Below are 25,411 nucleotides of genomic sequence, written 5' to 3' on the forward strand. Positions count from 1 at the left end.
TAGAAACATTCTTCTTGCACCCTGTTTGCCAAGTATGATATTTAAATGTTGATAAAACATACAACAACAGGAGGTTGCCATGGATCGTTTGGATTATGGTAGTGCGCTAGACGAAGTCGTTGAAAGACCAAGCCGCTCTCGAAGCTCCAACAAGAAGCGCAAATGGCGTGAAATCGAAGCGCTGAAAGATAAACATCGTCTGTTGAAGGAACTACAGGAGATAGACAGCAGTTTTGACTATGATATCGACAGCCTCCTCTGAATATGAGAGACATTAAAAAAGAGCGCCAAGCGCTCTTTTTTAATGTCTGCTTCCCACAAGGTTATCTGTCTGCGGTTTGAATATAGCTTCTCAGCTCGTCGAATAGCTGGTTATCATCGCTGCTGAACAAAGGATCCTCTATCAACTTCAACTCACACATGCTTTGGATCTTCTGCCAGTCTTCATCCTTCAGGCTCTTGGCAAGCAAAGGAAAGATCTCCCGCTCTTCGTACAGCATGTGCTTTTCCTGCAAATCCACATATCCCTTCAATTCAGCAACCAGTTTTTCCTTGGCCACCACCACATCGTTCAGGATCAGGTTGAGTGTCGCCATCAAGGCCGATGAAGCTTCAATCAATTTTTGGTGCTCTTCCTCAAGACGCCGGGTCGGCTCGGTACGGCTCTCCTTGATAAGGAAATAGTCGTAAATGATGTCTTCGAGTGGATGATGGCTGTGCTCGGCATAGCCCTGCATATATTCGACAACATCCCGTACCAGATTAAAATTGACGTGCTCACCTTCGGCCAGCTTCAGGTATTTCCCCTTCAGCAACTTCAGCAATATGGCAATATGCTTGTGGTCATTCATCAATCTTTGCAGCATAGGGCACTCCATTTTGAGTCGGGCCTTTCTAGGTAATAGTAGTAAACAGGCCAAATATTACTCAATACTAACCATAGATGTTTTCCGGGGACATGATAAAGATCAAGGAAAATAACCTTCTAAATCAATAATTCATAAATTAGCACCTTGTATAATCTTCAATGGCCTTACGCTGCTTGCCCGAAAAGCGGGCCAGGCGCCTCAGCCCCCCTGGCTTTCCTCCATCATCACCAGCATCTCTTTGAGAGAGCCACGGATACGATTGAAGGCTTCACCGGCAGAGCTGGCTTCGCGCAGATGTCGCTCAACCATGGAGGTAAAATAACTCTCCTGCTCTTCTGTCATGTCCAGCACATGAAAGCTGCTGCGAATTTCAGTAGTGATCCCCGATAAGGTATCGCAGAAGCGCTGATCCTGTTGCTGCATGGAATCACCCAACTGCTTCATCAGCAAGTGTAACCTATCCATCACCCGTCGCAGCATCTGCTGGCGCTCTATGTCCAACACCCTGGCCTCCAATCCTTCGACCACAACAGCAATCACATCCCTGAGGCGGCCGTAAAGCACCTCATCCTTGACCGGCATATTCTTGATCAAGAATGACACATGCTTGTCATTGCACATGGTTCGGTTACCAAAGTCATACAGGCGTCCTTGTTTGTCCAAAAGCTCGAAGATATTGGCTTCTATTGGGCTTATCTGGGCATTGTCCGGCACAAAATATTCGGCGCTGTCTGTGCGTATTTCCAGACAGGTATTGAGGTTGAGCTGAGTCATCAGCTCAAAAAAGGCATCGGCAAGGGCACGGTAGTTGTTACAAAGAAAACATTGGCGGAAGAATTGCAGCACGCAGCCATATTGGGACGATTCACTCATGGACTGAAACGCCATATTTCTCGACATGGACTCGGCCTGCATCAGAGACTGTTTGCGCTGTTGATATTGCGCCACACTGCGTACCTTGGCCAACAGCTCTTTCAGCTCAAAGGGTTTAGCGATAAAGTCTACCGCCCCGGCCTCATAGGCCTTGAGGCGCTCATTGAGGGTATTCATACCGGAAACAAATACCACTGACGCCTCTCGCCCCTGTGATTGCAAGTGAGCACATAACTCCACACCGCTGGAATCCGGCAGATTGATATCCATCAGGATAATTTCCGGTGTCGCCGACCCCAACGCCGCCAAATAAGCTGCCGCCGAATCAAACACTTTGACGGAGTAATCATCCTGTAAGACTTCCTCTATCAAAGCCAGATAATCAACATCATCATCCACTACCCAGACAGTTAAATTGTCCATAACTCTCCCTTACTGTCATCAGCAAACCTAATTCCCACCTGCTTGAGTGCCAGAATCAATCCTGTCAGATCAAAGGGTTTATGCAGTACCGGAAACGGCATCTCATCGGCGCTGGAAATACCTATGTCCTGAATAAAGCCGGAGATCAGCAACACAAGCAGTGAGTGTTTAACATTGAGTTTTTGTGCAAGTTCGTAGCCGTTGATACCGCCAGGCATCAACACATCTGTGATAAGAAGCTCGGCATCACAACGCTGCTGCTCGTAGCGTTGCAGCACTGTGAGGGGGTCGTGGAACAGCTCAGCCTCTATCCCCAGCAGGTCGCAATAGTCGGCCATCACTTCCAGCATCTCAGGCTCATCATCCACCACTATCGCCTTTATCGGACGCCTGACTCTGGGCAATTCCCCCGTATGGGCACTGAGTTGTGGCTCAGTCGCCAACTTACGACTCTGCGGGAACCATAATCTGAATTCAGTGCCGGCAACTCCCGTGTTCAGGATGGCGATATAACCCTTGGAACGTTTAACAAAACCGTACACCATGGCCAGTCCAAGACCTGTGCCCTTGCTCTTGTCCTTGGTGGTGAAGAACGGGTCGAATACCTTGTCCTGAAAGGCTTCAGGAATACCAACGCCGCCATCAATCACACTGATCCATACATAATGCCCGGGCTCTACCTGGGTCTTGCCTATGGCGATCCCGGGCAGATAACCACTCAAATAGCAACTGCCGGTACGGATCTTGAGTTCTCCCTTGCCCTCCATGGCATCGCGACCATTGAGCAGCAGATTCAATAAGGCGTCTTCCAGGTCCCCTTTGTCGAGCATCACAGGTTTGTTATCCGGTGCCAGCTCAATACTCAATGTTATTTGACTGGTCAAGGACTTAGCAAACAACTCCTGCAAACCTTCAATCACCTCATTGACCTGGCAAGGCTCGGCATTGAACTGTTCCTGGCGCGAAAACGACAATAGTCTGCGGGTCAGATCTGTGCCCCGTTGGCAGGCCTTAAAGGCGGTATTGAGGTATTTTTCAGCTTTGGGATCAGAGGTTTTAAGCTGCATTAACTCCAGGTTACCCTTCAATACCCCGAGAATATTGTTGAAGTCGTGGGCTATGCCACCGACCAACTCCCCAATGGCCTGCATCTTCTGGGTTCTGGCCACGGCCTGCTGCAACTGATGCTGCTCGCTGTAATCGCGACCTATAACGGCGTATATGCGCCGACTTTGGGAAATACAGTAACAATTGAGATGCAATAACTCCCTGCCGCCATCGCCCTTATGACACCAAAGTTCCCCGGTATAACTGCCCTTGCGGCGCAACTGCTCCCTAAAGGAGTCACTTTCTTCGCCTTCAAACAGCAGGCCGGTTAAATTGGCGCCCACCAATTCCCGGTTGGCATATAAGGTCACTGCTGTGGCTGCCGGGTTGGCGTAAAGGATGGGTTCTCGCTCAGGTTCGAGACTAAACAGCAGTAATAAACTGTCGGCACCATCTATAACGGCCTTGAAGCAGAGTTCATCCTCTGCCGACTGTGACGAACTGCGGCTGAGCTGACATTGATAGATAGCCCCCACCAAGGGGCCGATACTGGCCTGGCATGAGGCCAAAGACTCAAACCAACCGGGAGTAGATGAGTGGAAAAACAGCAATAGATCTGAATCTTTGATTGGCCAGACGGTAAATTTCAGCCATTGATGAAGCTCTTGTTGGCTCGCTTCTTTGGCCCATTGATTAACACTGCTCCAAAGCGTCAAATAGATAACCGGATCCCGACACCAGCAGGTGACTGATTCCGGCATATCGTTGGCGCCCAACTCTGAGCGTTCCACCATCAGCAAAGCCTCTGCCCCTGAGGCATGTACCAGGGTCTGGCACAGGGCCGGCAATACGTCCTGTCCCTGGGTCAAACCCAGTTGCAATTTAGCCAGTTCAATCAGCAGTCGGGACCAGTCGCCAGGGAATTCGGTTTGAGCCTCAGAGGAAAACACGTTAAAGTCCCTTTCCGTTGTTTTTCAGTCATTCAAGCATAGACAAGTTTGCAATATTAGCGACTTATCCAGCTTGCCAAACGCTATAGAGGAGTCTGGGTGACGAGTCAGGAAAGGTGGGTTGGTGCCCATGTCAGCGCCCAGGGTGGTGTGGAAAATGCTCCGCTCAATGCCCACAAGATAGGGGCCAGTGCCTTTGCACTGTTTACCAAGAATCAACGTCGCTGGCAGGCGGCACCTTTAACCGAGCAGTCCATCGCCGCCTTTCAGGAAAACTGCCAACAGTTGGGGTTCAGACCCGAGGCGATTCTGCCCCACGACAGCTATCTGATTAACTTGGGACACCCGGATCCCTTGCTGCTGGAAAAATCCCGCGATGCCTTTGTCGATGAGATGCTTCGTTGCAAACAGTTAGGATTAACCTTGCTGAACTTTCATCCCGGCAGCCACTTGCGACAGATAAGTGAAAACCACTGTCTGCGTAACATCAGCGATTCAATCAACCTGGCATTGGCAGCTTGTGATGGCGTCTGTGCCGTCATCGAAAATACCGCGGGACAAGGCTCCAACCTGGGACACAGATTTGAACAACTGGCGCAGATCATTGACTGGGTTGAGGATAAATCCAGAGTCGGTGTTTGCCTGGATACCGCCCATATGTTTGCCGCGGGTTACGACATGCGCACTCAGGAAAGCTGCCGGGAAAGCTTTAACGCCTTTGGCCGTATCGTGGGCTTTCAATACCTCAAGGGCATGCACCTCAACGACAGCAAGACGGGACTCGGCAGCCGGGTCGACCGCCACGACTCCTTGGGTATGGGCGAAATAGGCAAAACCGCTTTCGAGTATATTCTCGGCCACCCAGCCACCAAGGGGATACCCTTGATATTAGAAACCATACGCCCGGAGATCTGGCCCGAAGAAATTGCCTGGCTGAACAGCCTTAGCCGCTAAACCATCCATTCGCTCTCCGTCGATTCAATCTCCTGACTGCCCCAGTAAAAAGCCGCAAATGATGCGGCTTTTGGGATAATTGCTGCATTAAATTCAATCCTTGGCAGCCCTATCGACCTTCAAGGGCTGAACCAAGAGCCGAGCCAAAGCCTTAGTTCAATAACGCAAACATGTGCTGTTTAAGGCTATCAAAATCGGCCGGCAGAACAGCCGAAAGCAGCGGCTTATCAGCCACCCTTTGCAATGCCTGAGGCAGTGGCAGACAGGTGTTCAACTCGCGGTCGACCACATCCTTGAATTTGGCCGGATGTGCCGTCGCCAGAAAAATCCCCTGCTCTTCATCCTGCAGTGACAAACGCAGTGCCTCGGCGGCCACCGCTGCATGGGGCTCTGCCAGATAACCTGTCTGCTCAAGCGCTAACATGGCCTGACGGGTTTGCCCCTCGGAAAGCGCCAAGCCGGACAAGTCAGACAGCGGCCATTTCATCTCGGCAAAAATCGCTTCCACTCTGGGCCAGTTGCTCGGCTCGGACACATCCATGGCGTTGGACATGGTCGCAACAGTTTGCCGCGGCGCCCAATCACCAAAACTCAAATAGCGCGGTACAGTATCATTGCTGTTGGTGGCCGCCACAAAACGCTTGATGGGCAATCCCATGGCTTTGGCCAGCAGACCCGCGGTCAGGTTACCGAAGTTACCACTGGGGACACTGACAACCGGCGCCGATTGCTGCTGCTTTCTATGCTGGGCGACCGCTTCAAAGTAATAACAGATCTGCGCCAGCAAACGGCTGATGTTGATGGAGTTGGCCGAGTTCAGGTGCAAACCGTCACGAATATCACTGTCTTCAAAGGCCTGCTTGACCAAATGCTGACAGGCATCGAAGTCGGCTTCGACCGCGACGGTGTGAATATTGCCGCCCAGAGTGGCAAACATCTTCTCCTGCAACTCACTGATCTTGCCTTTGGGATAGAGCACCATCACCCGCACCTTATCCAGGCCAAAGAAGGCATCGGCCACCGCCGCGCCCGTATCCCCTGAGGTCGCGGTCAAAATGGTCAGCGGCTCTGAGCCGCCAAGCTGGTTGAGACACTGAGCCATAAAGCGGGCACCGAAGTCTTTAAAAGCCAAGGTTGGCCCATGAAACAGCTCCAGACAACTGCGCTGCGCATCCACCTGCACCAGCGGCAGAGGGAAATTAAACGCCTTCTCCACCAGCTTGTCGACACAGTCCTGTCCCAGTTCATCGGCGAGCCAGGCACCGAGTATCTGCTTGCTGCGCTCGACAAAAGGCAGAGCCAACAGGGCATCGACATCTGCCAGTTTCGGGATCCGGGTCGGGAAAAAGAGCCCTCGATCCATGCCAAGACCCAGCTTGAGCGCTTCAGTAAAACTTACCCGCTGTGCCGGGTGCTTGAGGTTATAGAGTTCCATATTGATGCCTTAAATTCTTTTTTGGATGAAAATGCGTTTCAGGACAATACCCGGGTGCCTTGCATATCCAGGCGGCAGATGTGAGCAAAGCCGCCCGCTTCGGTTAAATAGTGTTGTTCCAGGTAGCGTTTGGCCTGCTCGGCGCGGGCCAGATCGGCGCTGATGGAAAACAGGGTTGGGCCACTGCCGGAAATCCCGGTGGCCAACATACCCAGCTCAGACAATCCGCGCCGCGCCGCCTGATACCCGGGAATAGCCTCGGCCCGATAGGGTTCGGCCAACACATCTTTCAACACAGTCAGCGCCAGCGCCTCATCCTGGCGATAACAGGCATGAACAAAGGCACTGAGATTGCGGCCAAATTCTATGCAGGTTCCCTTGTCGTATAGGTTCGGCATCAAGGCGCGCATGGCCGCCGTCGATAATGAAATCCCAGGATAAGCCACCAGCCAGTACCAGGAATCAAAGGCCGGCAAGGGCTCGCAGATACGCCCGGGCAAATCCAGCATCAGTTGCAATCCCCCCAAGTAGCAAGGCGCCACGTTGTCATAATGCACCGAGCCACTGATCTCCCCTTCAAAACGCCCCATTAACCCCAGCAAGGCCTGCTCATCATAGGGACGGCCGAAATACTCATTGAGACCATAGAGCGCCGCCACCACTGAACTGGCACTGGAGCCAAGACCACTGCCAACCGGCAGGTTCTTGGACAGGGTCAAGGAAACGCCTTGATTGATCCCGGCCTCACCTAAGAAAAACTCGGCGCAGCGATAGACAATATTCTGCTGCGGCTCCTGTGGCAGCTTATGAGCCCAGGGGCCAAGTTGAGTGAGAGAAACGCCGCAAGGCGCTGGGCCCACTGTAACTGTATCCCCCAGCAAACTGCCATCAATGGGGGCCAGTGCGGCGCCCAGCAAATCAAAGCCGACACCGACATTTCCCATAGAGGCGGGCGCATAGACAGTCACAGGTGCATTGGCGGGAATAAACTGTCTCATGCGCTGACCTCCCGAGTCCAGTTGAGGGTTCTGAGCAAGTCGGCAAACACCCCGGCGGCAGTGACTTCAGTACCGGCGCCATAGCCTCTGAGCACAAAGGGGATCGGCTGATAGTAGCGGCTGTAGAAAGCCAGCGCATTCTCACCGCCTTTGACGCTGAACAGGGGATCATCAGCCGCCACTTCGGCGATACGCACCCTGCAACCTGACTCATCTATCTGGCCGACATAACGCAGGCGTTTACCCTTGGCATGGGCGGCAGCGACTCGCTCGGCAACGGCGGCATCCAGCTGTGGCAGAGCCGCCATAAACTGGGCCACATCGCCTGATGCATCGAAGTCATCCGGCAAGACAGACTCCACCTGAATATCATCAAGCTCCAGCGGCAAGCCCACTTCCCGGGCCAAAATCAACACCTTGCGCGCTACATCCATACCATTGAGATCGTCCCTGGGGTCCGGCTCGGTGAAGCACTTTTCCCGGGCTATGGCCGTGGCCTGTGACAGACTCATCCCCTCATCCAGCATACCGAAGATAAACGACAGCGAACCCGAGAGTATCCCCTGGAAACGCAGCAGCTTATCACCGGCAAACAGCAGCTTTTTCAGGTTATCGATAACCGGCAAACCGGCGCCGACATTGGTTTCATAAAGGAACTGGCGCCGCTGGGCCAGCGCGGTTTGCCGCAGCGCGCGGTAAAAAGCTAACTCACGGGTATTGGCCTTCTTGTTGGGTGTCACCACGTGCAAACCGGCATTCATCACATCCAGATAACGGCCGGCAATGACATCCGAAGAGGTGCAATCCAGCAATACGGGATTGAGCAACTGCTGCTCCTTGGCCCAGGCCAACATCTTTGTCAGATCAAAGGCGACGGGCGAATCGTTGAGCCTTGACTGCCAATCGGCCAGGGAGATACCGGCGGCATCGAGCAACATCTTGCCTGAGTTGGCGATGGCGCAAACCCGAATACTGATATGTTGCTCCTTGAGCATGGCTTCCTGCTGTTTTATCTGCTCCAGCAAGCCTGCGCCTATATTACCAGCGCCAACCAGGAAGACATCGAGATACTGCTGCACATCGAAAAAGCCCTGGTGACAGGCCGCCACCGCATGACGCGTCTTGCGCTGCTCGACCACGGCCGAAATGGAGCGCTCGGACGAGCCCTGGGCAATGGCGATGATATTGACACTAGCCTGGGCCAGAGCCTGGAAAAATCGCGCAGCCACGCCCTTATGGGTACGCATACCGTCACCTATCAGGGACACTATCGCCAGTTGATCCCGCATCTCCAGCGGCTCCAACAGTTCACTCTTGAGCTCAAGTTCAAACTCCTGCTCCAGCGCCCACTTAACTCTGGGGGCATCCAAAGTGGCCACACAGAAACTGATGCTGTACTCACTGGAGCTTTGAGTGATCAGCGATACCGAAACCTTGGCTCTGGCGATGGACTCCAGAATACGCGACGCCATGCCCACCATGCCTTTCATTCCCGGGCCTGAGACGTTGAACATGGTTTGGTTATCCAGATTGGAAATCGCCTTGACCTGCAGCCCGGTCTGATCCGGCAGATTGGATACCAGAGTACCCGGCGCCTGGGGGTTGAAACTGTTTTTGATGTAGCAAGGGATTTGGAACTGGGCTATGGGTGAAATGGTCTTGGGGTGCAGTACCTTGGCGCCAAAGTAGGAGAGCTCCATCGCCTCCTGGTAACTGAGCTGGGAGAGCAGCTTGGCATCGGCAACCACCCGGGGGTCGGTATTGTAGACCCCATCGACATCTGTCCAAATTTCGCAGCTGTCAGCATCCAGACAAGCGGCCAAAACTGCGGCCGAATAATCCGAACCATTGCGTCCCAGAGTCACCACCTTGCCATCGGCACCGGCGGCGGTAAACCCGGGCATGACCCACACTCTCTGCTCATCGAGTTTAAGCAACGCAAATCTGGGCTTACTGACGGCGATATCCACCACAGACTCAAGAGGTGTGCCGACGCCCAGGAATAATTCTCTCGGGTCGAGTAAACCTGCACTGACTCCCTTGGCCTTGAGCACTTCAACCATCAAGGCTGCCGAGAGTCGCTCCCCGGCTACCAGGATCTCGGCCCGCACACTGTCAGGACACTCCCCCAGAAGCTGAACCCCAGCCAATTTTGCCCGCCAACTCGCCAGTTGCTGTGCCAACACCTTCTTCAGCTGCTGTCTGGCTTCCTCTGCGAGAGATACAGATGCATCGGCATACAAGGCTTCAAATACCTCAGCCACCTTGGCAAGCGCCTCGTCGACATCCCCCTTTGCCAATACCATATCAACCATGGCCAATAGATTGTTGGTTACGGTTGCCGGAGCCGACAGCACTGTGGCCACTTGCTCTTCTCTGGCACTGGTCAGAACTATTTCTGCTGCCATTTCAAACCTTTGCCAGTTTGCCAGCGAGGTACCGCCGAACTTCATTACTTTCATCTATCTCTCCTTTAAATACCGCGCCCGCCCAGAAAACAAAAAAGCCCGCTCCTTGGTGGGAGCGGGCTTCTTGTTTGCAATTCTTCAGGGTATAGTCAGCCCGCCCCCACACTGGTAATGGTGGTGGTTGTAATGGTGGTAATTACAACTGAGCTTAGCTGATACATTGGGTTTCTATACTCGTTTCGTTCTCTTGTGTTCAGGCCGGTTCATTCAGGAGTTGAGCCCGAGAATGACAGCAATGCAAACAGGATTGCTTTTTTTTGTAGCCCTTGTCAAGGGGCGTTTTCATGAAAATTTTAATGAAATGGCAATCTTATTGAATAAGCCTCACCAAAGTCTGTTTTTAACTGGATAAGCATCAACGAAATCTCCTCATTGCAATTAACCTTGACGTAAAGTGTATTGGATAAAAGCTGAGTATCAGCCAAGCAGGAACCGTCGAGCACACCAAGGTGAAAGCCTACAGGGTTCAAAAACGCTCAAGTCAAGATTTTTGGAAAGACGTTTGAAAAATAATGGCTTTTTTAGTGCCTTTCCAACCCAAAATGTCGTCATGGTGGCAAAACTCTGTGCAACAGTTGGCATAAGCAACGCTCGGATATCGCCAGCGCGGAAAAAGCACGTTATCATGCGGCCACATTCTGAACGGGAGGCGATATGCAAATCACCCAACACAGCGCGGTTACCATTCACTACCGCCTGACTGACGCCAAGGGTCAGTTGATAGAAAGCTCTTTTGAGGCAGATCCTATGGTCTACCTTCACGGTATGGAAAACCTGATCCCGGGACTTGAAAAGGCACTGGAAGGCAAAGGCAAAGGCGATACGCTGGAAGTGACCATAGAAGCCGAGGAAGCCTATGGCCCGTACCACGATGGTCTGCGCCAGGAAGTTCCTCTGGAAGCCTTTGGCGATATCCAGGACATAGTACCAGGCATGCGCTTTATCGCCGAAACTGAAATGGGCCAGCGCCCGGTACAAGTGACCGAAGTACTGGACAACAGTGTTATCGTTGATGGCAACCACCCTCTGGCTGGCCAATCACTGACCTTTAATGTGGAAGTGATGGACGTGCGTGAAGCGACGGCTGAAGAGGTCGCCCACGGCCATATCCACGCCCATGGTGGTTGCGGTGGTCACGGCCATGATCACGGCGGATGCTGTGGCGGTCATGATCACGAGCATGGCAGTTGCTGTAGCTCAGATGCCGAAGAAGGCGCCAAGAAAGAAGGTTGTGACGGTAACGGTGGTTGCGGCTGCCGCGGTTGATAGCCAGTCACACCGACGCCTACTACTGATATCAATCGAGAGTCCGGCCAACGCCGGACTCTTTGTTTGTGCCACTTTAGAAAACAAGGCTGGGGCTCATGCTTTGGACTAGAATCAGTAGATAACCTGGATGCGAAGGAATGCCCCGTGATCTTGTCCAGAATGGTCTATGAGAGTCTGCCCTATCTGTATTTTTTTACCGGTAGTCTGGCACTCTATCTACTCGATCCCCTACTTGGGATCCTGGGTTCCGTTTTGCTTATATTGGTCGCGGCCTGGATTTACAACTTGCGTTCGAGTCACAGACGCAGCGATCCCAAACGCCTGCGACGGGGAGGAATTTGGCCCGAACCCCTGTATGCAGGATTGCCTTTCCTCTGGTTACTGTCGGGCATGCTGCTGTTGAGATTTGCAGATAAGGAAGTGTACCAACTGCTGGGGCTGCTCATTTGTGCCTGGGGAAGCTATATTCTGAGTCAGCGTCACCTCTACCGCCGCCACAAATTGCCGCGACAGCCTCTGATGTAACTCAAAGGATCAAGGCGCGGATCTTTTCTTTCAGCGCTGCGGGCATATGCTTCAAATAGTTGGAGCAACGGGTGATTGTCGCAATGCTCACCTCATATTCGGCAGCTATCTGTCTTTGACTCATCTCCCCTTCAAGCAATACCTGAAACACCTTCAAACGGCCGGCGATGGCATGTCTTTCATCATCGGTCAGCAGCAGCTCAAACAGGCAATTAAGATCTTCTGGATTGTTATGGGCTAGCACTTTATCCAGTACTGATATCCAATCTGGGCGCATATAAACTCATTCGTGTTCACGTAATGGTACGTGAACACAGTATAGCCTCGTTTTCCTGCGAAAAAAAGTCGTGTTTTAGCAGCCAGTTACTGACAAAACTTTACATGTAAACTGAAAAAGCCTACTCCCTCTGTCACACAAAATGTGTACAATAGCCAAGCAATGTCACATTAACGCACAAACTTGTGAGAATGATAATGAAAAAATACTTACTGATGTTAGCCGCCACCGCGGCGCTTAGCGCTACAGCTGTTCAGGCCCACAACTTTGAAAGCAGCGATGATGCCATCCAGTACCGTCAGTCTGGTTTCAGCCTGATGGCCTATAACTTCGGTGATATCGGTGCCATGCTCAAAGGCAAGAAAGACTTTGACGCCGATGTTGCAGCTATGCGTGCAGCCAATGTGGCCGCCCTGGCGAAACTGCCACTGGAAGGCTTTATCGACGGTTCAGACAAGGGTAATACTGAAGCCCTGGCCAAGATTTGGGCTGACAAGGCTGACTTTGAAGCCAAGTTCAAAGAACTGCAAACCAATGCCGATGCCCTGGCCATAGCGGCCAAAGGTGGCGACAAGAATGAGCTGAAAAAAGCCTTCGGTGCCGTTGGCAAGAGCTGCAAAGGCTGCCACGACGTCTACAAGAAAGACTAAGCTCTTTCGTCGATTCCATTAAAAAAGCCTGCATCAAGCAGGCTTTTTTAATGCTCGGAAGCTTACAACATGCCGATCACGGGCATCATCAAGAAGTGCACCACAGGCACGGCAACCACCAACAAAAGCACCAGTGCCAACATCAGAGACGCAAATCTGGGCTGCTGTGCTTCTGCAGCAGGTAAGCGCTTATAGCCACTGAACATGGCCCCCACCAGCTTTTCACCTTTGAAGCGGTGCAACAAGACGGCGGCCACATGAATACCGGCAAGGATCAATAAAAGATCGAAATTCTTCTTGTGTAACCAGGTAAACCAACTGGCGGTTTCACCGCTGACATAGGAGACCAAGGGCCCTTCGGTGAATATCTCATCTGTGGCAAACAAACCCGACACCAATTGCAGACTGATGATGACCAGCAATAGCACCACCATATAACCCCCAAGAGGGTTATGCCCTAAAGAATGAGGAGCCTGCTTGGCCCGCATCTTGGCAAGATAATCCAATGCCTGGCGGGGATGACGGACAAAGTGGCTGAAACGGGCTGTGTCGCTGCCGATAAAGCCCCAAATAAGCCGCACCACCAGCAAGATCATCAGACTATAGGCAAACAACTGGTGATAACTCATCTCCCCCTGATCGGCGCTCCACCATAGCCCGGCCAGGAGCAGCAGCATACCCCAATGAAACACCCGCACAGGTATATCCCAGACCTTCACTTTAACTTCGTTGTTATTCATAAAGTACTTCCTGTTATCACCCGTTTTGGCCCAAACGGCATAAGGGTAAAGAGTTGTAGATGACAAACATGATGATATTTAAAGCGAGGGAAGGAGGCAATCGGAAAGGACTGATACTCAGTGATCTCATCGAATATGACCCTTTATTGACAAGGGTTCAAGGCTTTTTAGGGCAAAATTATCCAAACTTGTCTAAGTGATCAAATAAGTGACAAACGCTCTCTGACTCGCCATAAATATTGATCTGGATCACATTTTTAACCTCAGGTATTGTTAGTCTGAAGTCAAGGAAACAACAGAGGGTTTGACAATATGCTAAAGATCACCAGCAAGCAATTTGAAGTCACAGCTGCTATCCGTGAACGTGTTGAGAGCCGCCTTGCCAAACTGAACCGTTACGATACCCAGTTGATTAATCCCCATGTCATCATCCTCACAGAAGGGCCACTCTTTAAAATAGAAGCATCAATTAAACTGGCCAACGGACAACTTTTTGCCCAGGCGAAACATGAAAATCTCTACGCAGCCATAAATGCAATGGGACAAAAGCTGGAAAAACAGCTCAATCGCCTGACCCACAAACCCGCAGCTCAGCGTGGTGCCTTGGAAACCGAAGCCACCGAACCTGAGTTCGAATATGATTATAAGGAGGATTACGCAGCTTGATATTTCAATCTCCCACTAACCAGCGCACCTCCGGGTGCGCTTTTCATTGCTGAACCCAAGGATTTTTTGATTGACAGCCCAAGGGGATAGTTTTAGCTTAAACGCCATGAAATACCTCAATCGCTCATTTTTTATTTTCTTTTTTACACCTCATTTCCGGAGGCGGCCCTGACGTGTAAAAACGAAAGTGAAAATTGCCAAGCCTCCCACCCGGGAGGCTTTTTTGTCTGTATCATGCACTGAGTATTACTGGTTTAGAGGTCAGAATGAACAAAGTACCATCGCTGGAGCGAATAAGGGATGACATCACTACCCTGGACAGGGATCTGTTGGCACTGTTGGCCAAACGCCGGCAACTCAGCCTGGAAGTCGCCCGCAGCAAAGAGGTGGACATTCGCCCTATCCGTGATACCCAGAGAGAAAAAGAACTCTTGGCCAGGCTGGTTCGCCAAGGGCGGGAACAGGGGCTGGATGCCCACTATGTCATCAGTCTGTACCAGGCCATTATTGAAGATTCTGTACTGAACCAGCAAGCCTACCTACAGGGCAGAGCCAATCCCGAAACCCAGAAACAGCAATACTGCATCGCCTATTTGGGCGCCAGAGGTTCATATTCCTACCTGGCCGCCAGCCGCTACTGTCAACGCCGTCAGGTAGAGATGCAGGATCTGGGTTGTCAGAACTTCGATGATATAGTGCAGGCCGTCGAGTCCGGCCATGCCGACTATGGTTTTCTGCCGATAGAAAACACCTCATCCGGCTCAATCAACGAAGTCTACGATGTGTTGCAGCACACCAGCCTGGCTATTGTGGGTGAAACCACTATAGAAGTGGGTCACTGTCTGCTGGCCAAAGCGGGAAGCAAGCTTGCGGATATTAAAACCGTCTACGCCCACCCCCAACCCATCAGCCAATGTAGCCGCTACCTGAGCCGCCATCCCGACTTTCGTCTGGAATATTGCGCCAGCAGCGCCGAGGCAATGGAAAAAGTTCTCCAGGGCGATAACACTGTGGCCGCTATCGGCTCCAGTGAAGGCGGCGCCCTCTACCAGTTGGAACCTCTGGAGCAGGAACTGGCCAATCAAAAAATCAACCAGAGCCGCTTTATCGTAGTGGCCCGCAAGGCGATAGAAGTGCCGGAGCAACTGCCGGCCAAGACTACTCTGATTATGGCCACCGGTCAGAAGCCAGGCGCCTTGGTGGAAGCCTTGCTGATCCTTAAAGATCACAACCTCAATATGAGTAAGCTGGAGTCACGCCCTATCCCGGGCACGCCTTGGGAAGAGATGTTTTATCTGGATGTCGATGCCAATCTGGCATCCATAGCTATGCAGCAAGCACTTGCCGAGCTTGAGCGGCTCACCCGCTTTATCAAGGTACTTGGCTGTTACCCTTGTGAGACGGTCGAGCCAACCCAGCTGAGTCACAGCCAACTGTTGATTGAACCTGAGAGTTCCAGGCAGGACAGCGCCAAACCGTCACCCCAGAGACATTCCCGCCACTATAAACCGGCCAGCACAGAAATTAGTTGCGGCCAGCTCAAACTGGGGCAAGGCCAGTTCGCCGCCTTGGCGCAACTGAACCTCCCCATAGATGCAGCCAGCTTTGCCCCAAGCGCCAAGGCCCTCAGGGAAGCGGGATTTCAAGGGGTGGTTCTCAGCACACTGACGCGCCAACCCAATGCCAAACAGCAACTGCCCAAGTTGCAGAGCCTGTTAAACCAAGCCGGGCTGCAGAGCATTGTTGCCTTGGAGCATGCAGAAGATCTGGCTCTGGCCCAGACTGCGGCCGACATGCTGCTGCTCAGCGGTAAACAGATGTACAACACAGAACTGCTCAATGCGCTTGGCGGACAGAACCTGCCGGTAATATTGGAGCGTAATCCCATGGCCAGTCAACAGGATTGGCTGGCCAGCGCAGATACCCTGCTCGCCGGCGGGAATCAGCAGTTAATCCTCTGTGATGCAGGGGTCAGTGGATTGAATCAACCAGAACAACTTGTGTTGGATCTCGCCGCCCTGGTGGAACTAAAAACCCAGAGCCACCTGCCGCTATTGGTAAATCCAAGCCTGTGCCTCAGCCCAAGCAGCAGTGAGCAAACACTGACGGCTCAGGCCTTGGCTATCAAGGCGTTGGGCGTAGATGGTTTAATCATCGCAGCCGATGTCCGTCATCCACAGCAACATGCAGGCTTAATCGCCAAGCTGTATCAGACAGCCTGAGTCGATTCGGCAGCGGCTTTACCGGCCTCTGCCGCCTCACGGCTGCGGCGGATCAAACGGGAAACCGTTGAGCCCTGCACCATGATAGAAAAGACCACCACGGCATAGGTCATTACCAGCAAGAGATCCCTGAGCTCCAGCTCGGGGGTCAGCACTATCCCAGCCGGAATACTCATGGCCATAGCCAGCGCCAGGCCGCCCTTGAGCCCGCCCCAGATCAGGATCCCCTCCGCGCCTTGGCTGTATTGCCGCATACGCCGGAACCCCAGATAAGGTAAGTACACGCTGACACATCTTCCCAACAACACCACAGGGATACTCAGCAGCACAAACCACCAGAGTTGCATATCCAGATGGGTCAACAGTAACAGGAGTCCCAATAGCAGGAACAAGAGCGAATTGAAGAAGTGTTCAAGCAGGCCCCAGAACCTTTGCAGCAATATTCTCCCCGTGACCCCAAAGCATTTTGGCACGGTGAAATTCCCCAGCACGATTCCTGCGGCCACCATGGCCAGAGGGCCGGACACCGAGAGCTTTTCTGCCATCACATAACCTGCGGTCGGCACCACCAAGGTAATCAAGAGTCTCTGGGTTTCTTCATCCATGAGTTTCATCAGTTGATGCAGCGCAAAGGCCAGCGCCAGGCCATAGGCAATGCCACCAACGGCCTCATGGAAAAACAGCGCGCCGACATCGGCCAGGCTCAGAACCTCGGCGGAAAAAGCCAGCTGCGAGACAGCAACAAACAGCACCAGGCCAATGCCATCATTGAACAGCGACTCACCCTCAACCTGAATGGCAATATCCTCAGGCGCGCCGAGTTTTTTCAAGATGGCCAAAACCGCTATCGGATCGGTTGGTGATATCAAGGCCCCGAACAACAAACAATAACTCCAGGGTAGCGCCAGCCCCAGCAGCGGCATCAAATAGAAACAAAGCGCCGCCACCGTCAGAGTGGAAATCACAGTACCAAGCAGAGCCAGACAGAGAATTTCCCATTTCTGGCTTGCCAGCACCTTGAGCCTTATCTGCAGCGCACCGGCGAAGAGCAGAAAACCCAACATACCGTTCAGCAGCAGCGCCTGAAAGTCGAGCCGCTGCAATACTGAAATGGTTTTGATATGGATATCCAGCTCAAACCACTTACCCACCACCAGGATAATCAGGCTAAGGAGCATGGCCAAGCCTGTGATGGCAATGGTTTCTTGCAGTGAGTGAAAACGACTGGATAACAGCGAGATAATCAGTGCCAGCGCCGCCAGCACACAGAAGAGTTGATAGTCCGTCATATTTCCTTGCGATCAGGCTGACCGCTTCCCTGGTAGCAGACAAGAGCTACATGGCTTGTCCATCTGTTAGGCTGAGCCAGCCCTTGAAGATCCGGTAACTGAACCAGATAACCCCCAGGGCGCACAAGCTGAGGCTGAGCCACAGCGGATTGACCCAGTAGCCCATAGCCAGTAACAGTGCCAAACCCATAATACTGCGCCTTTGCCAGCGCAAGTGAGAGCCCAGCAGCGACAGAGGTGCAACCTGCCTTTGGCTTAAGTTAATCAACAGGCTCAGGAGCACAGGCAGGAAAAACAACGGAAAGGCACACATAAGCGCATATAAAAAATGGCCCATGCTGCGATCTTCACTGGCAAATGCTTCTGAGGGTAAGCTGGTCATAGTCTGTCTCCGGCCAACATCTGGAATGCAGGGCCCAAAGCTCTTGCCCTGCTTTAACCATACTGTGAGATCGCCACTTCTGCAATGCCGGAAACAGAATTAGAAGGGGCCGGTTTCCAGTTGAATATCACTCTTCACCCGGCTGGAGCACGCCAGCACCATACCTGAGTCAATCTCATCCTGGTTGAGCGTCTGTTGGCTGCTGCTTTCCACCTCACCGGAGACAACCCGGCACTTACAGGAGCCACAAACGCCGCTGCGACAGGCGGCAATAATGGGCAAACCTTCAGACTCCAGCGCTTCGAGCAGGGTCTGATCGCCATTGATGCTGAGCTCAAGGCCGGCAACACTCAAGCGATAATTGGCCGAACCGTCACCCGCGGGCGCCGAGGTATTTTCAGCAAAGCTTTCCTTGTGAAAACGCGTCATATCGAAATCTGCTTGCGCCAGCATCTGCTCTGTGGCCGTCATATAAGCCTCAGGGCCACAGACATACACGGTGCGCTGGCGATAATCCGGCACAAGTTGTTCCAGTGCCGCCAAGCTCAGGCGTCCCGGTAACATAGGGCACTCGGCAAGGTCCCCGGAGACTGAGGCAGTCTCACTTCCCTGCTCCAGCAGATAGCCCAGCTTAAAATTATCGTGACGGCTGTTCATGGCCCGCAAACTGCCTCGGAAGATGAGATCCTGCTCGCTTCTGGCACAGTGAATAAAGGCGATATCGCTGTCAAGATAACTGTCGGTCAGAAAACGACTCATGGAAAACATCGGCGTGATGCCACAACCGGCGCTTAAAAACAGGTAGCGCTCGGCTGGTATATCGATAAGGTTGAACTGGCCGTAGGGCCCGGAAGCCATCAGGCTGTGGCCCGGCTTAAGATTATCGATAAGGTAGTTGGAAATTTTGCCGCCCTCAACCCTCTTGATGGTCAGCATCAAAGAATTAGGCCGAGATGGCGAAGATGAGATGGTATAACAGCGGCGATACTCCTCACCGGCCATCTCCAATTGCAATGCCAAAAACTGCCCGGGCTTGAAATGAAAAGACAGCGGCTGGGCCGCTTTAAAACGAAAACTCACCACATCCGGGGTTTCCTGCCAGCGGGCGACACAAATGAGCCGCAGCTCTCCGGGAACCCATTGACCAGCCTGAAATTGACTGATTGCCGGCGAAACTTGTAATGGATTGAGTGTCATCGAAACTCCCTCTACAGAGAAAGAAATGGCCGGAATGCCGCTGGCATTCCGGCCTCAAGAGATACGCATCAAGCGGCGCCGAGAATCGCCTCCAGGTCTTCCTCAACCGTGCCGACATTGCGCAGGCCGAACTTATCTTCCAATACCTTCAGCAAATTGGCGGTCAGGAAGGCCGGCGGAGTTGGGCCGGTACGTATGTTCTTCACTCCCAGTGACAGCAAGGTCAACAGGACCACTATCGCCTTCTGCTCAAACCAGGACAGCACCAGACTCAGCGGCAATTCGTTGATATCACACTCAAATACCTCGGACAGTGCCAGCGCCAGCTGAATCGCCGAGTAGGCGTCGTTACACTGGCCGATATCCAGCAGTCTGGGGATACCGTTGATATCACCGAATTCGAGCTTGTTGAACTTGTACTTGCCACAGCCCAGGGTCAGGATCAGGCTGTCTTTTGGGGCCGCCTTGGCAAGGTCGGTGAAGTAACTGCGCTCGGCCTTGTCACCATCACAGCCGCCAATCAGGAAGAAGTGGCGGATATTGCCGTTCTTGACGTTTTCAACCACGGCAGGCGCCGCGTTCATCAAAGCGTTGCGGGCGAAACCTATGGTGATCATATGGGGGATCTCATCATAGGCAAAGCCTTCAAGCGCCAGTGCCCTGTCGATAACGGCACTGAAATCGTCGCCGGTCAGGTGAGTCACGCCCGGCCAACCAACGATACTGCGGGTAAAGATGCGGTCGGCATACTGACCGACATTAGGGTCGATAATGCAGTTGGAGGTCATCACCACGGCGCCGGGGAAGTTGGCAAATTCCTTCTGTTGATTTTGCCAGGCGCTGCCGTAGTTCCCCACCAGATGCGGGTATTTCTTCAGCTCGGGATAGGCCAGCGCCGGCAACATCTCACCATGGGTATAGACATTGATACCCTTGCCTTCTGTCTGTTGCAGGATGAGCTCGAGATCTTTCATATCGTGGCCAGAGACCAAGATTGCCTTGCCCTTCACCGGTTTGGTGTTGACCTGAGTCGGCTCTGGATGACCAAAGGCCGCGGTTTCACCGGCGTCTAGCATAGCCATCACAGAATAGTTGAGCTGACCTATCTCCATCGCGGTGGCAAACAGCTTGTCCGCATCTGTGCTGTCGGTCGCCAGAAAGGCCATGATTTCGTGGAAACGACCGGCCACTTCGCTGCTGGTCTGATCCAGAACCCGGGCGTGTTCCATATAGGCAGCCGCCCCTTTCAGGCCGTAGAGGCACAGGAGCCGCAGACCGAGAATATCTTCATTGAGGTCATCACCTCGGTTGGGCGCAGCCACTTTGGCCTGTTGTAATAGCTCGGCCTTGGACGCCCCCAGCAGCAGAGTCGCCGCGGCGGACATAGGCTCGGGTGTCACGCCCCTTTGTTCGCAAAGCTCCAGATAGCGCTGCTTTAACTGATCTCGCAAGCGAGCGGCCTCTTTTGCATATTCGCTAATCCGCTCATCGTCGAAGTTGACATTGGTCAGAGTGGCGAAAAATGCCTTGGGCACAAAGGTATCGACTTGCGGATCGATAACCTCAAACTCCCGGAGTTTGACAGCATAGGCCGACAGCCCCTGCAACATGTAAATCAACAGATCCTGCAGATCCGAGGTCGCGGCCAATTTACCGCACATCCCCTGGGCATAGCTGCAGCCATTACCGGCCGGGGTTCGAATGGTTTGCTCACACTGAATACAAAACACGGCATATCTCCTTTAATCATGCTTTGTTTTTGCATGTTTTAAATCAGTGTACTCTTTCATCGCTCAGACGAAAGAACGTGAGTCACAAAGCTTGAAGGGGATCACCTTAAGCGATTGCTGAACAAATGGCTTTTTGACTTCTATCTGGCTGATACAAATGAAAAAGGAGCCTAGAAGGCTCCCTTGGATAAATCGCGTTGCACCGTCGGCTGAGTTAACGGCCTTGAGATCAGTGACTCTTCATATCATTGACCGACTGCAGCATGCTGCGGCTCTCGCTGCGAAACTGTGGTGCAAAGTCACCGAACCATTCGGCCACCTCACGGAACTGGCGCACAAAGCCATCTCTGTCACCGGCCTTGAGCATAGCCAAAGCGCCGGCATAGTTGTCCAGATAGTCGGAGATAGCACCCAGACTCTCCTGCTGGGCGAAGATGATATCGGCGTAAAGCTCTGGGCTTTGAGCAAACAAGCGACCGACCATGGCCAACTCCAGCCGGTAAATCGGCGAGCTGAACTGCAGCAGACTATCGAGATCGGCCTGCTCCCGGCACAAGTTGAGGCCATAGACAAAGCTGGAGAAGTGGCGCATCGCCTGCACCAGTTGCATCGCCTTATCATGCTTACCGGCATCCGCTTCCACCAGCCGTGCTCCCCAGATAGCTATCTGCTCCAGCAGCCAGGCATAGGCCTCACTCTGCCGGCCATGGCACACTACGACAACCTGCTTGGCGAGGCTGCCCACATCCGGGCCAAACATGGGATGAAGCCCCACCACAGGTCCGCTGTGGGCCTCGAGCATGGCTTGCAGCGGCTCCGACTTTATCGAGGTCAGATCCGCAAGAATGCAATCCTTGGGCAAGCCTTGTAAACGGGAGCGAATAAGCTCACAGGTAATGGCAATCGGCACAGTGACCAATACCAGACCGGCCCCGTCGAGGATAGCATCGGCATTATCCCAATCATCTTTATCGAGCAGATGTACTGGATAGCCTGAGAGCGTCAGCATCTGGGCAAACAGAGTGCCCAACTGGCCACGACCGCCAATGATCACCACCTTGTTGATATCCGGGTTCACCTGCTTGAAACCCACATCCTTCTCGTTGAGATAGGATTCCCGCATCAAGCGCCGGAGCACATCTTCTATCAACTGCGGCGATACCCCCAGACTTTCGGCTTCTGCACGGCGCTTGGCCAACATGGCGGCCTCCCGCTGCGGTGCATAGATGGGCAGGCCGGCGTTGTGTTTGACCGCGCCGACCTGGGCCACCAAATCCAGCCGCTGACGCAGCAACTTGAGTAACTCTTGGTCGACGCCGTCAATCAGTCCGCGTAACTTTTCCAGCTCTGTCGTGGTTTTCTCACTCATCTCAAATCTTCCGTCAGCCATTTGCCACCCTGAGCATATCAAAGCGAGTGGGTAAAATAGAACTCAGTTGCGCCGCTCCTTGCCTGAGCAGTTGCTCCGTGTCCTGCCAATCTATGCAGGCATCTGTGACCGAAACCCCATAGTCAAGCTCGGCAAGCGGCTGATCACAGGCCTGACTACCGGCAAACAGATGGCTTTCCAGCATCAAACCTATTATGGAACGATTGCCCGCCGCTATCTGGTCAAATACATCCCGGCACACAGGCAGTTGCCGCCGATGATCTTTGTTGGAGTTGCCATGACTACAGTCGATAATCAGTCTGGCATTGAGCCCGGCACCATGCAGCTGCCGTTCACATTCGGCCACCGAATCGGCGTCATAGTTGGGGCCCGCCCCACCTCGCAGGATCACATGCCCGTCCGGGTTACCGGCGGTTTGCAGCAAAGCAACCTGCCCTTGTTGATTGATCCCCATAAATCTGTGACTGCTGGCCGCCGACTTGAGGGCGTTAATGGCCACCCCCAGATTGCCATCCGTGCCATTCTTGAACCCTACCGGCATGGAAAGCCCGGAGGCCATCTCCCGGTGGGTTTGTGATTCTGTGGTTCTGGCGCCTATGGCTGACCAAGTCACCAGCTCGGAAATATATTGCGGACTGATGGGATCCAGCGCCTCGGTGGCAACCGGCAACTCGAGTTCGGCCAGAAACAGCATCAACTCCCGCGCCATCCGCAACCCTTTTTCAATATTGAAGGACTCATCCATATCGGGATCATTGATCATCCCTTTCCAGCCCACTGTAGTTCGGGGCTTTTCAAAGTAGACCCGCATCAGGATAAAAAACTGATCCTTGAGCTCGTCATGGAGCTTTTTCAGTTTGAGGGCATATTCCTTGGCCGACTCAATATCGTGAATAGAGCAAGGGCCGGTGACGACCAGCACCCGGTTGTCACGCTTGTGAACTATGTCGGAAACCGTCTTGCGGGCACTGAGAATATAGCGATAACCGTGATCAGAAAGTGGCAACTGCTGCTTGAGTTCTTCGGGAGTTATGAGGACTTGTTCGGCACTGATGTGCACATTCTCTATATTACTGGACTGCATTCTGATCACCTGAAATTAATTTGCGCGACTTGCTTAATCGCATCATCGTAGCGGTACACCATTACAGCATTACACTATGCCGAGACTGAGCCAAGAGATCAAGGGCGAAACCAGAAAAATTTTCATGTCGTCGCAAAGGTGGGAGCAATAGGCTGGGCACTTAGTCTGTGCAGGCGTGCAGGATTGTGAGCTTGGCTGTCGCCAGTTCGTGGAGCAGCGAAAGAGAAAACAAAAACCCGCCATATAGGCGGGTCTCTGTGCGAACACTTGCGTCTTTATGTAGCGGCTTACTTAGTAGCCAGCTTCTCACGGATACGTGCAGACTTACCTGAACGCTCACGCAGATAGTACAGCTTGGCGCGACGAACGCGACCACGACGCTTAACTTCGATGCTGGAAATCAGTGGGCTGTGCGTTTGGAAAGCACGCTCAACACCTTCACCATTAGAGATCTTACGTACGGTAAATGCAGAGTGCAGACCGCGGTTACGCTTAGCGATAACCACGCCTTCAAAGGCCTGCAGACGCTCTTTGTCACCTTCTTTAACACGAACCTGAACGACTACGGTATCACCGGCACCGAACTCAGGTACGTCTTTTTTCATTTGCTCATCGTTGAGCATTTTAATGATGTTGTTCATAACTTACTCCGTTCTAGAATTAACTGAGCTGCGACTAGGCTGAGTCCATTGCGTCAACGAACTGCGCTAATAGAGTCGTCTGTTCGTCAGTCAGAGCTAGATTTTCAAATAATTCTGGTCGTCGCTGCAGTGTTCTTATCAAACTCTGCTGTAGACGCCAGCGTCTAATTTGTTCGTGGTTGCCGCTGAGCAACACCGCCGGAACATCCAGTCCATCGAGACATTCAGGCCGGGTATAGTGAGGACAATCCAATAATCCGTCAGAGAAGGAATCCTGCTCTGCCGATGCCTGTTTGCCCAGCACGCCGGGAACCAGTCTCGAAACCGAATCTATCAGGGTCATTGCCGGCAATTCACCGCCCGAGAGCACGTAATCACCAACCGACCACTCCTCATCCACTTCCGTCTGAATGATGCGCTCATCGATACCTTCGTAGCGACCACACACCAGGATCAGCTTGGATGATTGTGCCAGCTCAGATACGCCTTGCTGAGTCAGCTTGCGTCCCTGAGGTGACAGATATATCACCTTGGCTCCCTCACCTGCCGCAGCCTTGGCTGCATGAATGGCATCGCGAAGGGGCTGAACCATCATCAACATTCCGGGACCACCACCATAAGGTCTGTCGTCCACAGTGTTGTGTCTGTCATGGGTGAAATCCCTGGGATTCCACGTCTGTACTTCCAGCAGGCCATTCTTCACGGCCCGACCCGTCACGCCAAAGTCTGTTACTGCTCGAAACATCTCCGGGAACAGGGTGATTACCCCTAACCACATAAGCTGTTTCCTCGACTCAGAAGTCCGGATCCCAATCCACTAAAATCTGTTTTGCCGAAACGTTCACCTCTTTGATGAACTGTTCGGTGACAAAGGGGATCATACGTTCCGCTTTGCCAAAGCTATCTTTGGCGTTGGCCTTCACCAGCAAGACGTCGTTGGATCCTGTTTCCACGATCTGATCGACCTTGCCCATGTTGTAGCCCTTGGTGTTGATCACTTCGCAGCCGATAAGATCACGCCAGTAGAATTCATCTTCCGGCAGGTCTTTCATCTGCTCAGGCAGTATGCCGATCTCACAGTTAGTGAGCATCTGCGCCCGCTCCCGCGTCTCTACCCCTTCAAGTGCGGCAACAACCGCCTTGCCCTGATAGCGCCACTGGGTGACCTTCACTTCACGCCATTCGCCCTGTTCTTTAATGAGCCAAGGTGAATAGTCAAAAATACCTTCAACAGAATCGGTATAGGCGGTGATTTTCAGCCAACCTTTAATGCCATAGCTGGAACCAAGTTTGCCCAACACGATTGGCTGTGGGTTACTGCTCATCAATCTA

At 52.8% G+C, this 25,411-nt stretch carries 24 protein-coding genes and 2 other annotated features; of the genes, 7 read left to right on the forward strand and 17 right to left on the reverse strand.

Features of this window, described 5'->3' with window-relative positions:
• Positions 1 to 79: 79 nt before the first annotated feature.
• Positions 80 to 262: a DUF3545 family protein gene (locus tag E1N14_RS15670; protein WP_025010585.1), complete on the forward strand. Its 183-nt coding sequence runs from the start codon at positions 80 to 82 to the stop codon at positions 260 to 262.
• Positions 263 to 323: 61 nt separating this feature from the next.
• Here E1N14_RS15670 and E1N14_RS15675 read toward each other — a convergent pair whose 3' ends face one another.
• The 3 genes from E1N14_RS15675 to E1N14_RS15685 all read right to left on the reverse strand — a co-directional run bounded on the left by E1N14_RS15675 (position 324) and on the right by E1N14_RS15685 (position 4,162).
• The gene (locus E1N14_RS15675) at positions 324 to 866 is read right to left on the reverse strand and encodes a hemerythrin domain-containing protein (protein WP_025010584.1); all 543 of its coding nucleotides are present in this window, start codon (positions 864 to 866) and stop codon (positions 324 to 326) included.
• 201 nt (positions 867 to 1,067) lie between these two features.
• Positions 1,068 to 2,165 carry a response regulator transcription factor gene (locus E1N14_RS15680; protein WP_025010583.1) on the reverse strand — a complete coding sequence of 366 codons (1,098 nt, stop codon included), beginning with the start codon at positions 2,163 to 2,165 and terminating at the stop codon, positions 1,068 to 1,070.
• The gene (locus E1N14_RS15685) at positions 2,153 to 4,162 is read right to left on the reverse strand and encodes an ATP-binding protein (RefSeq protein WP_062793812.1); all 2,010 of its coding nucleotides are present in this window, start codon (positions 4,160 to 4,162) and stop codon (positions 2,153 to 2,155) included. The genes E1N14_RS15680 and E1N14_RS15685 overlap by 13 nt, the downstream gene beginning before the upstream one ends.
• Positions 4,163 to 4,261: 99 nt before the next feature.
• Between E1N14_RS15685 and nfo the strand changes: the two genes are divergently transcribed.
• Complete coding sequence (gene nfo, locus E1N14_RS15690; RefSeq protein ID WP_025010582.1) at positions 4,262 to 5,116, forward strand: deoxyribonuclease IV; 855 nt, start codon at positions 4,262 to 4,264, stop codon at positions 5,114 to 5,116.
• 151 nt (positions 5,117 to 5,267) lie between these two features.
• Here the strand turns inward: nfo and thrC are convergent, their stop codons facing one another.
• Genes thrC through thrA form a run of 3 tightly spaced genes read right to left on the reverse strand, consistent with a single transcriptional unit; the run spans position 5,268 to position 10,011 of the window.
• Positions 5,268 to 6,551 carry a threonine synthase gene (thrC, locus tag E1N14_RS15695; RefSeq protein ID WP_025010581.1) on the reverse strand — a complete coding sequence of 428 codons (1,284 nt, stop codon included), beginning with the start codon at positions 6,549 to 6,551 and terminating at the stop codon, positions 5,268 to 5,270.
• Between the two features lie 38 nt (positions 6,552 to 6,589).
• Positions 6,590 to 7,549, reverse strand: a complete 960-nt coding sequence (gene thrB / locus E1N14_RS15700) for a homoserine kinase (RefSeq protein ID WP_037437046.1) — start codon at positions 7,547 to 7,549, stop codon at positions 6,590 to 6,592.
• Positions 7,546 to 10,011, reverse strand: coding sequence for a bifunctional aspartate kinase/homoserine dehydrogenase I (thrA, locus tag E1N14_RS15705; protein ID WP_025010579.1), 2,466 nt, complete (start codon positions 10,009 to 10,011; stop codon positions 7,546 to 7,548). The genes thrB and thrA overlap by 4 nt, the downstream gene beginning before the upstream one ends.
• Before the next feature lie 34 nt (positions 10,012 to 10,045).
• Positions 10,046 to 10,166: a sequence feature (Thr leader region), on the reverse strand.
• A 505-nt stretch (positions 10,167 to 10,671) separates the two neighbouring features.
• On the opposite strand from thrA, the gene slyD reads away from it, so the two are divergent.
• Together slyD and E1N14_RS15715 are read left to right on the forward strand one after the other, a co-directional pair.
• Positions 10,672 to 11,283, forward strand: coding sequence for a peptidylprolyl isomerase (gene slyD, locus E1N14_RS15710; protein ID WP_025010578.1), 612 nt, complete (start codon positions 10,672 to 10,674; stop codon positions 11,281 to 11,283).
• 147 nt (positions 11,284 to 11,430) lie between these two features.
• Positions 11,431 to 11,811 carry a hypothetical protein gene (locus tag E1N14_RS15715; RefSeq protein WP_025010577.1) on the forward strand — a complete coding sequence of 127 codons (381 nt, stop codon included), beginning with the start codon at positions 11,431 to 11,433 and terminating at the stop codon, positions 11,809 to 11,811.
• Position 11,812: 1 nt separating this feature from the next.
• Here the strand turns inward: E1N14_RS15715 and trpR are convergent, their stop codons facing one another.
• On the reverse strand, positions 11,813 to 12,088 hold the full coding sequence (gene trpR, locus E1N14_RS15720; protein ID WP_025010576.1) for a trp operon repressor: 276 nt from the start codon (positions 12,086 to 12,088) through the stop codon (positions 11,813 to 11,815).
• Between the two features lie 197 nt (positions 12,089 to 12,285).
• Here trpR and E1N14_RS15725 point away from each other — a divergent pair, with 197 nt between their 5' ends.
• Positions 12,286 to 12,738, forward strand: coding sequence for a c-type cytochrome (locus tag E1N14_RS15725; protein WP_025010575.1), 453 nt, complete (start codon positions 12,286 to 12,288; stop codon positions 12,736 to 12,738).
• Between the two features lie 62 nt (positions 12,739 to 12,800).
• Here E1N14_RS15725 and E1N14_RS15730 read toward each other — a convergent pair whose 3' ends face one another.
• A complete protein-coding gene (locus E1N14_RS15730; protein WP_025010574.1) occupies positions 12,801 to 13,478 on the reverse strand; it encodes a cytochrome b/b6 domain-containing protein in 678 nt (225 codons plus the stop codon).
• 312 nt (positions 13,479 to 13,790) lie between these two features.
• On the opposite strand from E1N14_RS15730, the gene hpf reads away from it, so the two are divergent.
• The gene (gene hpf / locus E1N14_RS15735) at positions 13,791 to 14,144 is read left to right on the forward strand and encodes a ribosome hibernation-promoting factor, HPF/YfiA family (protein ID WP_025010573.1); all 354 of its coding nucleotides are present in this window, start codon (positions 13,791 to 13,793) and stop codon (positions 14,142 to 14,144) included.
• 108 nt (positions 14,145 to 14,252) lie between these two features.
• Positions 14,253 to 14,372, forward strand: a sequence feature (Phe leader region).
• Between the two features lie 38 nt (positions 14,373 to 14,410).
• A complete protein-coding gene (locus tag E1N14_RS15740; protein ID WP_062793811.1) occupies positions 14,411 to 16,366 on the forward strand; it encodes a chorismate mutase in 1,956 nt (651 codons plus the stop codon).
• Here the strand turns inward: E1N14_RS15740 and E1N14_RS15745 are convergent.
• From E1N14_RS15745 to rimM, 9 genes are all read right to left on the reverse strand, one after another.
• Entirely contained in the window at positions 16,354 to 17,655 is a 1,302-nt protein-coding gene (locus E1N14_RS15745; protein ID WP_025010571.1) for a cation:proton antiporter, read from the reverse strand. The genes E1N14_RS15740 and E1N14_RS15745 overlap by 13 nt on opposite strands.
• Positions 17,656 to 17,701: 46 nt before the next feature.
• Positions 17,702 to 18,037: a hypothetical protein gene (locus tag E1N14_RS15750; RefSeq protein WP_025010570.1), complete on the reverse strand. Its 336-nt coding sequence runs from the start codon at positions 18,035 to 18,037 to the stop codon at positions 17,702 to 17,704.
• Between the two features lie 99 nt (positions 18,038 to 18,136).
• On the reverse strand, positions 18,137 to 19,234 hold the full coding sequence (locus E1N14_RS15755) for an FAD-binding oxidoreductase (RefSeq protein WP_062793810.1): 1,098 nt from the start codon (positions 19,232 to 19,234) through the stop codon (positions 18,137 to 18,139).
• 68 nt (positions 19,235 to 19,302) lie between these two features.
• Positions 19,303 to 20,964, reverse strand: coding sequence for a hydroxylamine reductase (hcp, locus tag E1N14_RS15760; protein WP_062793809.1), 1,662 nt, complete (start codon positions 20,962 to 20,964; stop codon positions 19,303 to 19,305).
• A gap of 229 nt (positions 20,965 to 21,193) precedes the next feature.
• Complete coding sequence (gene tyrA / locus E1N14_RS15765) at positions 21,194 to 22,333, reverse strand: bifunctional chorismate mutase/prephenate dehydrogenase (RefSeq protein ID WP_025010569.1); 1,140 nt, start codon at positions 22,331 to 22,333, stop codon at positions 21,194 to 21,196.
• A gap of 13 nt (positions 22,334 to 22,346) precedes the next feature.
• Positions 22,347 to 23,438 carry a 3-deoxy-7-phosphoheptulonate synthase gene (locus E1N14_RS15770; RefSeq protein ID WP_025010568.1) on the reverse strand — a complete coding sequence of 364 codons (1,092 nt, stop codon included), beginning with the start codon at positions 23,436 to 23,438 and terminating at the stop codon, positions 22,347 to 22,349.
• 287 nt (positions 23,439 to 23,725) lie between these two features.
• A complete protein-coding gene (gene rplS / locus E1N14_RS15775) occupies positions 23,726 to 24,079 on the reverse strand; it encodes a 50S ribosomal protein L19 (protein WP_025010567.1) in 354 nt (117 codons plus the stop codon).
• Positions 24,080 to 24,113: 34 nt separating this feature from the next.
• Positions 24,114 to 24,857 (reverse strand): tRNA (guanosine(37)-N1)-methyltransferase TrmD, encoded by a 744-nt coding sequence (gene trmD / locus E1N14_RS15780; RefSeq protein WP_025010566.1) that lies wholly within the window; start codon positions 24,855 to 24,857, stop codon positions 24,114 to 24,116.
• Between the two features lie 16 nt (positions 24,858 to 24,873).
• Positions 24,874 to 25,404 carry a ribosome maturation factor RimM gene (gene rimM, locus E1N14_RS15785; RefSeq protein WP_025010565.1) on the reverse strand — a complete coding sequence of 177 codons (531 nt, stop codon included), beginning with the start codon at positions 25,402 to 25,404 and terminating at the stop codon, positions 24,874 to 24,876.
• Between the last annotated feature and the right edge of the window lie 7 nt (positions 25,405 to 25,411).

It is taken from the genome of Shewanella algae (assembly GCF_009183365.2).
Lineage (GTDB): Bacteria > Pseudomonadota > Gammaproteobacteria > Enterobacterales > Shewanellaceae > Shewanella > Shewanella algae.

Excerpts from the sequence above, each read along its gene's own strand:
- E1N14_RS15670 (WP_025010585.1), top strand. The coding sequence starts at position 80 with ATGGATCGTTTGGATTATGGTAGTGCGCTAGACGAAGTCGTTGAAAGA.
- E1N14_RS15675 (WP_025010584.1), bottom strand. The coding sequence starts at position 866 with ATGCTGCAAAGATTGATGAATGACCACAAGCATATTGCCATATTGCTG.
- E1N14_RS15680 (WP_025010583.1), bottom strand. The coding sequence starts at position 2,165 with ATGGACAATTTAACTGTCTGGGTAGTGGATGATGATGTTGATTATCTG.
- thrC (WP_025010581.1), bottom strand. The coding sequence starts at position 6,551 with ATGGAACTCTATAACCTCAAGCACCCGGCACAGCGGGTAAGTTTTACT.
- thrB (WP_037437046.1), bottom strand. The coding sequence starts at position 7,549 with ATGAGACAGTTTATTCCCGCCAATGCACCTGTGACTGTCTATGCGCCC.
- thrA (WP_025010579.1), bottom strand. The coding sequence starts at position 10,011 with ATGAAAGTAATGAAGTTCGGCGGTACCTCGCTGGCAAACTGGCAAAGG.
- slyD (WP_025010578.1), top strand. The coding sequence starts at position 10,672 with ATGCAAATCACCCAACACAGCGCGGTTACCATTCACTACCGCCTGACT.
- trpR (WP_025010576.1), bottom strand. The coding sequence starts at position 12,088 with ATGCGCCCAGATTGGATATCAGTACTGGATAAAGTGCTAGCCCATAAC.
- E1N14_RS15725 (WP_025010575.1), top strand. The coding sequence starts at position 12,286 with ATGAAAAAATACTTACTGATGTTAGCCGCCACCGCGGCGCTTAGCGCT.
- E1N14_RS15730 (WP_025010574.1), bottom strand. The coding sequence starts at position 13,478 with ATGAATAACAACGAAGTTAAAGTGAAGGTCTGGGATATACCTGTGCGG.
- hpf (WP_025010573.1), top strand. The coding sequence starts at position 13,791 with ATGCTAAAGATCACCAGCAAGCAATTTGAAGTCACAGCTGCTATCCGT.
- E1N14_RS15740 (WP_062793811.1), top strand. The coding sequence starts at position 14,411 with ATGAACAAAGTACCATCGCTGGAGCGAATAAGGGATGACATCACTACC.
- E1N14_RS15745 (WP_025010571.1), bottom strand. The coding sequence starts at position 17,655 with ATGACGGACTATCAACTCTTCTGTGTGCTGGCGGCGCTGGCACTGATT.
- E1N14_RS15750 (WP_025010570.1), bottom strand. The coding sequence starts at position 18,037 with ATGACCAGCTTACCCTCAGAAGCATTTGCCAGTGAAGATCGCAGCATG.
- E1N14_RS15755 (WP_062793810.1), bottom strand. The coding sequence starts at position 19,234 with ATGACACTCAATCCATTACAAGTTTCGCCGGCAATCAGTCAATTTCAG.
- tyrA (WP_025010569.1), bottom strand. The coding sequence starts at position 22,333 with ATGAGTGAGAAAACCACGACAGAGCTGGAAAAGTTACGCGGACTGATT.
- E1N14_RS15770 (WP_025010568.1), bottom strand. The coding sequence starts at position 23,438 with ATGCAGTCCAGTAATATAGAGAATGTGCACATCAGTGCCGAACAAGTC.
- rplS (WP_025010567.1), bottom strand. The coding sequence starts at position 24,079 with ATGAACAACATCATTAAAATGCTCAACGATGAGCAAATGAAAAAAGAC.
- trmD (WP_025010566.1), bottom strand. The coding sequence starts at position 24,857 with ATGTGGTTAGGGGTAATCACCCTGTTCCCGGAGATGTTTCGAGCAGTA.
- rimM (WP_025010565.1), bottom strand. The coding sequence starts at position 25,404 with ATGAGCAGTAACCCACAGCCAATCGTGTTGGGCAAACTTGGTTCCAGC.